This window comes from Bradyrhizobium sp., from assembly GCF_016219575.1.
Lineage (GTDB): Bacteria > Pseudomonadota > Alphaproteobacteria > Rhizobiales > Xanthobacteraceae > Bradyrhizobium.
On sequence record NZ_JACRMG010000034.1, the window covers coordinates 61,657 to 74,267 of the forward strand.

Annotated in this window: 9 protein-coding genes; 7 read left to right on the forward strand and 2 right to left on the reverse strand. The window is 65.2% G+C overall.

The window, feature by feature from the left end; all coding sequences use genetic code 11:
* Window positions 1-16: 16 nt before the first annotated feature.
* From ltnD to HZB49_RS25795, 7 genes are all read left to right on the forward strand, one after another.
* Window positions 17-1,000, forward strand: coding sequence for an L-threonate dehydrogenase (gene ltnD / locus HZB49_RS25765; RefSeq protein WP_291616525.1), 984 nt, complete (start codon window positions 17-19; stop codon window positions 998-1,000).
* A gap of 14 nt (window positions 1,001-1,014) precedes the next feature.
* Window positions 1,015-1,794 (forward strand): 2-oxo-tetronate isomerase, encoded by a 780-nt coding sequence (gene otnI / locus HZB49_RS25770; protein ID WP_291616527.1) that lies wholly within the window; start codon window positions 1,015-1,017, stop codon window positions 1,792-1,794.
* Window positions 1,794-3,080, forward strand: a complete 1,287-nt coding sequence (otnK, locus tag HZB49_RS25775) for a 3-oxo-tetronate kinase (protein ID WP_291616529.1) — start codon at window positions 1,794-1,796, stop codon at window positions 3,078-3,080. Before otnI ends, otnK begins: the two co-directional genes overlap by 1 nt.
* A gap of 308 nt (window positions 3,081-3,388) precedes the next feature.
* Entirely contained in the window at window positions 3,389-4,342 is a 954-nt protein-coding gene (locus HZB49_RS25780) for a helix-turn-helix domain-containing protein (protein ID WP_291616531.1), read from the forward strand.
* Window positions 4,343-4,637: 295 nt separating this feature from the next.
* Complete coding sequence (locus tag HZB49_RS25785) at window positions 4,638-6,389, forward strand: HAMP domain-containing methyl-accepting chemotaxis protein (RefSeq protein WP_291616533.1); 1,752 nt, start codon at window positions 4,638-4,640, stop codon at window positions 6,387-6,389.
* A gap of 107 nt (window positions 6,390-6,496) precedes the next feature.
* The gene (locus HZB49_RS25790) at window positions 6,497-7,525 is read left to right on the forward strand and encodes a helix-turn-helix domain-containing protein (RefSeq protein WP_291616627.1); all 1,029 of its coding nucleotides are present in this window, start codon (window positions 6,497-6,499) and stop codon (window positions 7,523-7,525) included.
* 157 nt (window positions 7,526-7,682) lie between these two features.
* A complete protein-coding gene (locus HZB49_RS25795; RefSeq protein WP_291616535.1) occupies window positions 7,683-9,713 on the forward strand; it encodes a methyl-accepting chemotaxis protein in 2,031 nt (676 codons plus the stop codon).
* A 194-nt stretch (window positions 9,714-9,907) separates the two neighbouring features.
* Here the strand turns inward: HZB49_RS25795 and HZB49_RS25800 are convergent, their stop codons facing one another.
* Both HZB49_RS25800 and HZB49_RS25805 read right to left on the reverse strand, forming a co-directional pair.
* The gene (locus HZB49_RS25800) at window positions 9,908-11,428 is read right to left on the reverse strand and encodes an acetyl-CoA acetyltransferase (protein WP_291616537.1); all 1,521 of its coding nucleotides are present in this window, start codon (window positions 11,426-11,428) and stop codon (window positions 9,908-9,910) included.
* Between the two features lie 45 nt (window positions 11,429-11,473).
* Window positions 11,474-12,607, reverse strand: a complete 1,134-nt coding sequence (locus HZB49_RS25805) for an acyl-CoA dehydrogenase family protein (RefSeq protein ID WP_291616538.1) — start codon at window positions 12,605-12,607, stop codon at window positions 11,474-11,476.
* Window positions 12,608-12,611 lie beyond the last annotated feature (4 nt).

A 12,611-nucleotide genomic window follows, 5' to 3' on the forward strand; every position in this document is an offset into this window, starting at 1 on the left:
GGCCTTCTCTCATGCTTTGGCAGCGCGGCCAAGCCGTGTTAGGCAGGGCCGGGCCGCGACGCGAAAGCGGCAGGGAAGGAAACGCCGCATGTCAGAATCCGCAAAACCCCGCATGGCCGTGATCGGGCTCGGCTCGATGGGGTTTGGCATGGCGACCTCGCTGCGCCGCGCGGGTTTCGAGGTGACGGGCTGCGACGTCTCCGCCGACAGTGTCGCCCGCTTTGTCGCCGACGGCGGAAAAGGGGCCAAGTCGCCGGCCGAGGCCGCAAAGCACGCCGACATTGTGGTGAGCGTCGTCGTCAACGCGGCGCAGACCGAAGCCATCCTGTTCGGCTCAAACGGAGTTGCCGAGACGCTGCCCAAGGGCGCGGTCTTCATTTCTTCTGCCACCATGGATCCGGACGTCGCGCGCCGGCTGGCGAAACAGCTGGAAGCAAGCGGGCGACATTACCTGGATGCGCCGATCTCCGGCGGTGCGCAGCGCGCCGCGCAGGGCGAACTCACCATCCTCGCCTCCGGCAGCCCAGCGGCGTTTGCCAAGGCGCGGCCGGCGCTCGACGTGATGGCGGCGAAACTCTACGAACTCGGCGATGCCGCGGGCCAAGGCGCGGCGTTCAAGATGATCAACCAGCTGCTCGCCGGCGTTCACATCGCCGCTGCTTCGGAAGCGATGGCGTTTGCGGCGAAGCAGGGCCTCGACATCCGCAAGGTCTACGAGGTGATCACGGCCTCTGCCGGCAATTCCTGGATGTTCGAGAACCGCATGCCGCACGTGCTCGACGGCGACTACACCCCGCGCAGCGCGGTGGAGATCTTCGTCAAGGATCTCGGCATCATCCAGGACATGGCGCGCAATGCGCGCTTTCCCGTGCCGGTTTCCGCTGCCGCGCTGCAGATGTTCTTGATGACATCGGCCGCCGGCATGGGTCGCGACGATGATGCGTCGGTGGCGCGGATGTATGCAAGAGTCACCGGCACCAAGCTGCCGGGCGACAAGTAACAAGAGGTCAGCCGATGCCCCGCTTTGCCGCCAATCTCTCCATGATGTTCACCGATGTGCCGTTCCTCGATCGTTTCGAGGCGGCGGCGAAGGCGGGCTTCACCGCGGTCGAATTCCTGTTTCCCTACGATCACCCGGCGGAAGAAGTCGGCAAGCGACTGAAGAACAACGGCCTGACACAGGCGCTGTTCAACCTGCCGCCGGGCAATTGGGACGCCGGCGAAAAGGGATTCGCGGCGCTACCCGAACGCTTCGACGATCTCAAGAAGAGCCTGAACACCGCGCTGCCCTATGCGCAGGCCACCGGCGTCAAGCGTGTGCATCTGATGGCCGGCATTGCCAATCGCTCCGACAGCAAGGCGGTGGAGGCGTTTTACAAGTCCGTCGCCACGGCCGCCGAATTCTTCGAGCCGCACGGCCTCGACGTCGTGATCGAGCCGATCAATGCGCGCAACGTGCCCGGTTACTTCCTCAACGACTTCACCTTCGCCTACGATCTCATCAATGAGCTGAAGATCGCCAACCTGAAGCTGCAGTTCGACATCTATCACTGCCAGATCATCCATGGCGACGTCACCATGCGGCTGCGCCAGATGATGCCCATGATCGGCCATATCCAGATCGCCAGCATTCCCTCGCGCAACGAGCCTGATGGCGAAGAGCTGAACTATCCGTTCCTGTTCGCCGAGCTCGACCGGCTCGGTTATGGCGGCTTTGTCGGCTGCGAATACAATCCGCGCGGCAAGACCGTCGACGGGCTCGGCTGGTTCAAGGCTTACGCGGGAGCAAGGTAATGACGCTGGCCAGGAATATTTCTCTTGGCTGCATCGCCGACGACTATACCGGCGCCTCCGATCTCGCCAACACGCTGACGCGCCAGGGCCTGCGCACGGTGCAGACCATCGGCGTGCCGCCCGATGACCTCAAGCTGCCCGAGGTCGACGCCGTCGTCGTCTCCCTGAAGAGCCGCTCCATCGAAGCGGGCGAGGCGGTGGCGCGCTCGCGCGACGCAGAGAAATGGCTGCGCGGCCGCGGCGCCGGCCACGTGCTGTTCAAGATCTGCTCGACCTTCGACTCCACCGATGCCGGCAATATCGGCCCGGTGATGGACGCGCTACGCGCCGATTGCGGCGAGAGGATCGTGCTGGTGACGCCGGCATTCCCGGAAACGGGCCGCACCGTCTACCAGGGCAATCTGTTCGTCGGCCTCGTGCCGCTGAACGAGAGTCCGCTGAAGGATCATCCGCTCAACCCGATGCATGACTCAAATCTGGTGCGGGTGCTGGCGCGGCAGTGCAAGACAAAAGTCGGACTGGTCAATCTCGCGACGTTGACGCGCGGCGCGGATGCTGTTCGTGCGCGGCTGGCAGAACTGGCCGGGCAGGGCGTCGGCGCAGTTATCGTCGATGCCGTTTTCGACAGTGACCTCGAAACCATCGGCGCGGTCGCCGCCGGTCACCGGCTCTCGGTCGGTGCTTCCGGCATCGGGCTCGGGCTGGCGCGCGCGCTGGTCAAGTCCGGCAAGGTCAAGGCGGCGTCGGGTGCCGCAGCAGGTGCAGCGGTCGGCGGGCCGGCGGCGTGCCTGGCCGGCAGTTGCTCGCAGGCGACGCTGCAGCAGATCGCCAATGCCGAGCGGGTCATGCCGGTGCTGCATCTCGATCCCGAACGCGTCGTCGTCGGTCCGGAGGAAGCCCGCCGTGCGGTGGCCTGGGCGATGGAGCGGGTCCACTCCGGTCCGGTGCTGATCGCCTCCAGCGCAACGCCGGAGGAAGTCGCAGCTCTGCAATCGCGTCATGGCCGCGGTCGCGCAGGGCATGCCATCGAGCAGGCGATGGCCGATATCGCGGAAAGCCTGGTCGGCGCGGGCGTGCGGCGCCTCGTGGTAGCCGGTGGTGAAACGTCAGGGGCCGTGGTCGATCGCGTGCGTATTCCCGGATTCCTCGTTGGCGAGGAAATCGCTGCAGGAGTGCCGGTCTTGCGCGCCGTCGGCGCCGGGAACGGTGACATGCTGCTTGCCCTGAAATCCGGCAATTTCGGCGGGCCGGAGTTTTTCTCCGATGCGCTCGCGCTGATGCGCTGAGTCCTTGCCGTTTGCAGATCCGGATTCGTGCTTGAGATGCATCGACCGATGTTGCCCCGCCGGAATTGAAAAGCTTCGCCGTGCCGCAGGCAATCGGACTTTCCCCAAACGGGCATTCTCGTCCGGATTCTTGATGCACATCAATGCAGGCCGGCTCTCGCGGACTAGTTGATCCAATGGGGCAAACGCAGGCTTGGCTGCGTTGAAGACGCAGGACGATCCTCTTGTCCGGGGTGGGTTCATGAACGAAACAACGTTGTCGACAACTCCCGTTCTTCGCACCGCCGCTTGAGCGAGAAGAGGAAGGGGTGTCGCTGCTCGACCAATTGGCCGATTCGGCCACGCTGAAGGTCAACCGGTCTGCGGATTTCGATCAGTTCCGCAGCATCGAACGCTTGGCCGATGCCCGCAGCATCCCGCTCGGCCTGAAAGGCTTCGTCGCGTCCTTCGCGACCGTCGCGCTGAAGTCCTGCACGATCTATCTGCAGCTGACCTTTCCGCGCATCCTGCAGGCGACGTATCGCACCGACGGTGCCATGGTCGGATTCGGAATGGACGACGCCGTCTCCGTGGTCGTCAACGGTATCGCGGCGAGCCCGCCGACGATTCTGCTCGCGCGGGGAAGCGCGCCATGCGAGATCGTCGAGCCGCGGGCCAACCTAATCGCTTTCATCAATTTCGACGCCATCCATGACCGCGGCTGGCCCGGTCAAGCCGACAGCGCACAGCTGGTCCCGACGGGGTGCGCCGAGTTCGAGGGGCTCCGCGCCGTCACGCGCGACGTCCTCGCGCTTGCATCGCATTCCCAAGCGTTGCTCCTGCCGCACATGATCGAGAACCTGGAGGAATCCGTGCTCCAGGCGGTCGATCGCGTCATGCGTGCAGCCCCTGCGATCGACCGCCCGCGTTCCAGCCTGACGCAGTACCTCGCGCTCGTCCGCAGGCTCGACGAATTTCTGTCGCTCGACGCGAGCCGGACGCTCTACAGCGCCGACGTCGCGAGAGAGCTCGGGGTCTCCGTGCGTACGCTGCACAATGCGGTGGTGGCCATTCGCGGCATGAGCATGCATCGCTACGTGCGGCTGCGACGCCTGTGGAACGTGCGCCAGCAACTCGTGCAGGGATCGTCGACAGCGGTGATCAGGGCCATCGCGCTCGCCAACGGATTCTGGCACATGGGCGAGTTCAGCTCGCTCTATCGCACCACATTCGGCGAGACGCCGCAGCAAACGCTCGCGGCCGGGCGCGGCCGGCATCGATGAACCGCCGATGGTGATCTGAAGTAGACGAAGGCAGCCGCAAAAATTTCAGCGGGAAAAAACCGCGCAATTGGGCATTTCACCGGTTAGGTGCAAATTAACTCTGGCATGGAAGTCTGGGAATCGTTAGCGCCGCTCTGTGGTCCCTGCCGCAGGTGCCGTTCGTTCGCAGCGAACCGGTTCGTCCAGATTTCTGGCCCGGCACTACACCAGCAGCGCCACCCCCGTGGAAATACGGGGACGCTCAGATCGTAGCGACTCCCGTTTTCTTTCAGACCGGCTTCGAGGACATTTGCCCATGTCGCGCATTTTCGCTGTTGTGCTCAATCTTTCCATTGGTGTGAAGCTCGGCATCACCTCGGCTCTTGCCGTCGCACTGGTGTCGGCCATGGTATGGAGCCAGCTCCATGGAAACGCGACGGCCCGCAACCTCGACGCCCAGAAGGCCGACCAACAGACGATCACGCGAGACGCCATCGATGCCAAGGCGTCGATCCGCGGCATGCAAATGGGTGTTCGCGACATCCGCCTGGCCAATACGGCAGCTGACATACAGAGGGCGAATGACTATCTGGCGGCACGCCTGAAATCGGCGCAGCGGTTCATCGGCGAGATGCTGAAATTGTCGCGCTCTGCGGAAAATCGCGCGCGCATCGAGAAGATGAATGCGAAGGCAGCAGAGTATGCAAAGGCCGCCCAGCAGATCGCGGCCGTCCGTGGCGAGGCGATCGCGGCGGCGGGTGCGGGGCCGGATGCCGCGGCGAAGATCGCAAAGCTCAACGAAGAGGCGGTGCGCATCGCCCGCGAGGTGACGCTGCCGATTGCAGCCGAGCTCGAGGCGCTGGCCAACCAGGTCGTCGAGTTCGCCAGGCGCAGGGCTGATGAAACCAATGTCGAAGCCGCAACCGAGATGGCGTCTGCCGAGCGCATGTCGCTGATCGTTGCGGCCTGCACCATGCTGCTTCTGGTCGGTACCTGGGCGTTCTCCTTCTTCACGATCGGCCGGCCGATGCGCGCGCTGAGCGTGTCCATGGAAGAGCTGGCCGGCGGGAATTTCTCCGTCGTGTTGCCCGGCCTCGGCCGCAAGGACGAACTCGGTCAGGTCGCCGGCGCGGTCGAGAAGTTCAAGGTTGTCTCCGAGCAGAAGGCGCGCGACGAAGCCGAAGCCAAGCGCCGGCAGGACGAGATCGCCGCGCAGCAGCGCAAGGCGGAGATGGTCAAGCTGGCCGATCAGTTCGAAGGTGCGGTCGGCGAGATCGTCGAGACCGTATCCTCGGCGTCCACCGAACTGGAGGCCTCGGCCTCTACGCTGACGGCCACGGCCGAGCGGGCGCAGGAGTTGACGACGGTGGTCGCGGCGGCGTCGGAGGAAGCCTCCACCAATGTGCAGTCGGTCGCGTCCGCCACCGAAGAGCTGTCGTCCTCGGTCAACGAGATCAGCCGTCAGGTGCAGGAATCGGCGCGGATGGCTACCGAAGCCGTCGGCCAGGCCCGCACCACCAACGACCGCGTCAGCGAATTGTCGAAGGCGGCAAGCCGCATCGGCGACGTCGTCGAACTGATCAACACCATTGCCGGCCAGACCAATTTGCTGGCGCTCAATGCCACCATCGAGGCGGCGCGCGCAGGCGAGGCCGGCCGCGGTTTCGCGGTGGTCGCCTCCGAAGTGAAGGCTTTGGCCGAGCAGACCGCCAAGGCCACCGGCGAGATCAGCCAGCAGATCGCAGGCATCCAGGGGGCGACCAACGAGTCGGTCAACGCGATCAAGGAAATCAGCGGCACCATTGAGCGGCTGTCGGAGATTTCGTCGACCATTGCCGCCGCCGTGGAGGAACAGGGCGCGGCGACCCAGGAAATCTCCCGCAACGTGCAGCAGGCGGCGCAGGGCACCATGCAGGTGTCGTCCAACATCACCGACGTGCAGCGCGGTGCGAGCGAGACGGGTTCCGCATCCTCGCAGGTGCTTTCGGCGGCGAGGATGCTGTCGGGCGACAGCACGCGCCTCAAGACCGAGGTGGCGAAATTCCTCGACACGGTCAGGGCCGCCTGATCCCGGTGCAACGGCGGAAGCCTGGCCGGCAAGGCCGGGCTAATTCCGCGAGGCGGACTTTTCGCGGCGCAATCGCTGCGCAAGGATACGGTGTCGCGTTGCTGCCGGTGTTCACGACCGATACGCTCGCGGTGCAAGCGAAGGTCCGATTCGACCGCCACGGCACGATCCCAAGATGGCGCAATCCAGTGCTTGACCAGCTGCTGAGTTCACGCCTCCTGACCATCCATCGCTCTCCGGATTTCGATCATTTCCGGAGCATCGAAAGCCTGGGTGACCACAGGAGTATTCCTCTGCATTGGCGGAACTTTGCCGCCTGCTTTGCGGCGGTGACACTCAAGTCCTGCTCGATCTACCTGCAGCGCAGCTTCCCGCGCATTCTCCAGGCCCAATACAGCTCCACAGGCGCCATTGTCGCATTCGCGATGGATGATGCCGTGTCAGTCATCATCGACGGGGTGGAGATCCGCTCGCCGTCGGTGCTGCTGGTCAAGGGCGAGGCTGCCTGCGAGATCGTCGAGCCGCAGGCCAATCTGAACGGATTCATCAAGTTCGACGCGATCGAGGACCGCGGCTGGCCGGGCGAGGCCGGCGCGGCCCGCTTGATCGCAACGCAACCGGCCGCGCTGGCGGCGCTTCGGTCGGTGACGCGCGATATTCTCCTGCTCGCATCGAACTCGGCCGACCTGCTGGCGCAGCCGCAGGTGATCGGTCAACTCGAGGAATCGCTACTGCAGGCGACGGATCATGTCTTGCAGACGCCTTCGCAGCCGGGCGATGCCGGGCGCGTGGATCTCGATAACTACCTCCGACTTGTGCGCAAGCTCGATGAATTCCTGCATCACAACGCCGCGCAGGTGGTTCACAGCGCCGATCTCGCCAGGGAATTGGGCGTCTCGGTGCGCACGCTGAACAATGCGGTGGTCGCGATTCGGGGCCTGAGCATGCACCGCTATATGCGGCTGCGGCGGCTATGGAACGTGCGTCAGCTTCTGGTGCAGGGCGCTGCGGCGGAGGGCCTGAAGGCGATCGCACTGGCCAACGGCTTCTGGCACATGGGCGAGTTCCGGACGCTTTACCGGGACCTGTTCGGCGAGACCCCGCAGCAGACACTGGACGGGGCGCGCCAGCATTGAGGCGTGGTGACTTGTCGCAGCCTTCCGTATTTCCACGGAATCTGACGTTAACCAAACGTAACGCCTCGGTCGGCTAGTTTCCCAAAAAAAAGCCTTGGGTTGCGTCGCGCAGAGAACACCGAGCCACCGATTTGCTTTGGGCATCGGGGTGGCGAAAATGATCAAACTCAATCGTATCGGCAACAAGCTCGGCCTTGCCGGCGCCATCGGCGTCTTGCTGGCCGGCGGCATGGTGGCCAACCAGATGATGTCGGAGGCGGCCGTCGAGGCTGCCAACGGCCGCGTCGCGCGGTCCCAGCGGGTGATCGATGCCGTTTTCGTGGCGCAGATCGAATTGCGGCAGATGCAGGTTGCCGCGCGCGATGTTCGGCTCTCCAAGACGCCCGAGGAAGTCGACAAGGGGATTGCCGATCTGCAGCAGCTCAAGGTAGCCCAGGCCAAGGAAGTCGACGCTGCGCTTGCTGCGGCGCAGTTGCAGGAGACCCGGGAGCGGCTCGCGAAGGTTAAGTCGCTGCTGGATGGATTTGCCGCCGGCGTCGAAGACCTCGGCAAGGTACAGAAGGAATCGCTGGCGCAGGCGGAGCGACGCGACTCGATTTCCGGCGAGTGGTACAGGGCGTTCCAGACCGCGCTCAATTCGTCGGTATTCGCGCGCATCGACAACCGCGACGAAGTTGAAAGCCTGTTTTATCAGGCCGACGCCAAGGTCAATGCGCTGCGGGCGCTCGTCTTCCGCTTCGGCCTGACGGGAGATGCCAAGCTGGTCCAGACCATCGGACACGCCAAGACCCAGCTTGCATCCTTGCTCAAGCAGACGCGCGACAAGAGCGAGGAGAAGAAGCTGCATGAACTGATCGATGGCCTGAGCGCCATCATCACCCGGTTCCTCGACGTCACCGACCAGTCCGTCAAGACCGAGGCCGCGCGGACCGACATCATTGCCAACCGCACGGTGAAAGCCGTGGCGGAGGCAGGCTCGCTGTTGCAGACGCAAGTCGGGATATCCCAGGGCAACGCCAAGACCTCGCGGGAGGAGGCCGCCGCCGAACTCGCCTCGGCCAACCGGATCAATCTGATCATGGCGGTCGTGGTGGTGATCTCGCTGATTGCTTCCGTGATATTCTCCTTCTTCGGCATCTCCCGTCCGATGACGCGGCTGAACGGCGCACTCGGCGAAATGGCCGGCGGCAATCTCGATGTCGTAATCCCCGGCGCCGACCGCGGCGACGAGATCGGCGACCTCGCCAAGACCGTGACGGTGATCCGGCAGAACGCCGAGCAGAAGGCGCGGGACGAAGCGGAGGCCAAGACCAGGCAGGACCAGATCGCCGCGCAGCAGCGCAAGGCGGACATGGTCAAGCTGGCCGACCAGTTCGAGAGCGCCGTCGGCGAGATCGTCGAGACCGTGTCCTCGGCCTCGACCGAGCTCGAGGCTTCCGCCACGACGCTGACCGCGACCGCCGAGCGCTCCCAGGAGCTCACCACCATGGTGGCGGCGGCCTCGGAAGAAGCTTCCGCCAACGTGCAGTCGGTGGCCTCGGCGACCGAGGAACTGTCGTCGTCGGTCAACGAGATCAGCCGGCAGGTGCAGGAATCGGCGCGCATGGCCAATGAGGCGGTCGATCAGGCGCGCAAGACCAATGACCGCGTCAGCGCATTGTCCAAGGCGGCCGCCCGCATCGGCGACGTGGTCGAGCTGATCAACACCATTGCTGCGCAAACCAACCTGCTGGCCCTCAACGCCACCATCGAGGCGGCCCGCGCGGGCGAGGCCGGCCGCGGCTTTGCAGTGGTCGCTTCCGAGGTGAAGGCGCTCGCTGAGCAGACCTCCAAGGCCACCGGCGAGATCGGCCAGCAGATCACCGGCATCCAGGGCGCTACCGGCGAGTCGGTCGAAGCCATCAAGGAGATCAGTGCCACCATCGAGCGGCTGTCGGAGATTTCCTCTACCATTGCCGCCGCCGTGGAAGAGCAGGGCGCGGCGACGCAGGAGATTTCCCGCAACGTGCAGCAGGCGGCCCAGGGCACGCACCAGGTCTCGTCCAACATCACCGACGTGCAGCGCGGCGCAAGCGAGACCGGCTCTGCTTCCTCGCAGCTGTTGGCTGCGGCGCAGTCGCTGTCCGGCGACAGCAACCGCCTCAAGAGCGAGGTCGGCAAATTCCTCGATACGGTGCGGGCGGCGTAAGGTCGGTCCGGGAAGCAGGATGTGAAGGGCAGTCTTTCTTACCTCGCCCGCTTGCGGGGAGAGGTCGGATCGCATCGTAGATGCGATCCGGGTGAGGGGGACTCTCCGTGAGTCCATCCTTCACCTTGATTGCGGATGCAGCCCCTCACCCCAACCCTCTCCCCGCAAGAGCGGGGCGAGGGAGCAGAGAGTCGCTAGGCCACCCGCCATTCCGGCAGGCCGTCCTCGGCGGTGACGATGTCGCCGAGCGAGCCGACCGGCGTGCGGTCCATGTTCAGCAGATGCGCCAGCGTCTTCTGGTCGGTCGCAGGAATGCGGCCGAGCGTGCGGCGGTCGTCCTCCGTGCGCAGCATGGCGGCGCCATGCCCGATCTCGCCATTGCCGCGGTAGATCACGGTAAAGGCCTCGACCTTGCCCTTGCCGCCGGCTTCGGTGACGAAATCCGGTACCTTGCGGCGGTTTCGGTCAGCCTCGGCCTGGACGCTGGTGTCCTGCGCCATCGCCTGCTTCGGCGCCTCGCGCGACAGCACCAGCGCGTGGTGCTTGGTGACAAAGCCGCCCTGGCCGTAGAGCAGGCCGAGCTTGTCGTCCTTGCGCAGCTTGCGCACCATCGCGCAGGCCGCGTGCGTCATGTAGGTGTTGAGCGGGGCGCCGAAGAAGGTGAGGCCGCCGGTCACCGTCGGCTGCACATCGGGCCCCAGCCCCAGCGTCCGCCGCGCCATCTTGGGCACCACTGGGAAGCAGCTGTATAGCTCGATGGCGTCGAATTTCTTGCCGTCGCCCTTTACCAGATCCATGGCCGCCTTCAGCACCGCGTTCTGCGAATGGCTCTCGAAGAACTGGTCGCGGTTCAGATAGTCGCGCGGCTCCTCCGCCGACGCGCCGCCGAGCGCATAGACGATGCGGTCCTCCGGCACGCCGGCCGCGCGCGCCTTGGCAAGGCTGGTCAGGATCAGCGCGCCGCCCATGTTGACGCTGGGATTGGCCACCATCAGCTTGGTGTAGGGCCAGGCGATCAGCCGGTTGTCGGGCGAGGGCGTTGTGATCTGGTCCGGCGTGAAATTCTTCTTCAGCCAGGAATTGGGATTTTGCGCCGCGACGCCGGCAAAGGTCGACCAGAGTTGGCCGGATTCGGCGAGCGCCTCACGCGGCGTCTGGCCCCAATGCGCCGATGTCGCGCTCTCATAGAGGGGATAGACCGTGATGGGCTGGAACACGCCGAGCTGCACGGCCATCGCCCTCTGGAACGAGGCAGTTCGCTTCGGGGCTTCCACGTCATGGGCAAACGGCGTCCAGGGCAGTGCGATGCCGGCGCGCTCAGCCCGCGTTGCGGTCGATTGCGCCTCGGCGCCGCACACCGCGGCCACGCTGCACTCGCCGCGCGCGATTCGCTGCGCCGCCTCGTGCAGATAGCGGATCGGGCTCTCGCCGCCGACCGGGCCGTAATAGCAATGCGCGGGCTTGGCGCCGATCCGCGCCGCCAGCAGCTTCTCCGGATCGCGGTAACGCCAGCTGACAAAACTGACCACGTCGAGCGACTGGATGTCGCCGAGCAGTTTTGCGCCGGAGTCGGCTTCCGCGCGCCGCAGCGCCTCTTCGAGGAGCGCGAGGGGTTCCAGGCCAGCGGCAATCTCGTTCGGCCGGTCGACGATTTCGCCCACGCCGACGATGACGGGGATGCGGTCTTCCCTGGTTCCGGAGCCATTAGTGGCCATTGAGTCGATCGCCTCGCCTGGTGGGGATAAGGGGTGCTCGCGCTCTCATGCTGCGGTCAACAGCAGGTCGGCCAGCCTGCGCCGGTGGTGCGTCGCATCGCCGAAAGCGTTTTGCAGCCAGAGCGCCCTGCGCAGGTAAAGCTGGGCGTCGCAATCCCAGGTGAAGCCGAAGCCGCCGTGAAACTGGACCGCTCTGTCGCCGGCGAACACCATGCTGTCTCCCGCCTCGACCTTTGCCATCCGCAGCGCAACCTCGGCATCCTCGCCGGCTGCGATCAGAGTTGCTGCGTGATAGACGTGCGAGCGGGCTCGCTCGAGCCCGATCAGGATCTCCGAGCAGCCGTGCTTGAGCGACTGGTAGCTGCCGATCTTGCGTCCGAACGCCACGCGGGTGTTGAGATACTCGACCGTGAGCTCGAGTACACCGGCGATTCCGCCGGCCGCCTCGGCGGCGGCAAGCAGGAGGGCTGCATCGCGCACGGCCTTCAGCGCGGCCTGCGCGCGCTCTCCGGTGATCAGCGACGACAGCGGAACGCCGATTCCGTCAAGCCGCAGGCTGAAGCAGCGGCGGGTCTCGTCGATCACGAGCTCGCGCTCGCGCCGTTCCTTCGGAAGGTCGGCGGCCTTGACGACGGCAAGCGCGGGTGCACCGGAAAAATTGACGGAGACAAGGACGAAATCGGCGACTGCCGCATCGCAGACCAGGGTCTTCCTGCCGCTCAGCCGCACCGTGTCACCTTCCTGAACGGCCGAGGCTTCGATATGACCGAGGTCCCAATCGCCCTCGCTTTCGAACAGCGCGACAGTGCCGATCGAGCCGCTGCAAAGCTGCGGCAGGAACGCGCGCTTGATCGGCTCGCTGCCGCCGGCCAGCAGGGCCCGGGCGAACAGCTGGGTCGATACCAACGGCACGGCGGCGAGGTGCCGGCCCATCGGTTCGACGAGGGCCACGACCTCGGCAAGCGACAGGCCGCTGCCGCCAAAGTCTTCCGGTATCATGACGCCGGTCCAGCCAAGCCCGGCGATCTCGTTCCAGAGTTCGCGGTCGAATCCGGATTCCGAAGCAATCTGCCGGCGGACGGTGGCGATTGAGATCTTCTCGCGGCAGAAGGTCGTGGCGACGTCGAGCAGCGATACCTGCTCGTCGCTGAAAGTCAGCTTGTTGCTCAACGGGGTCATGGCG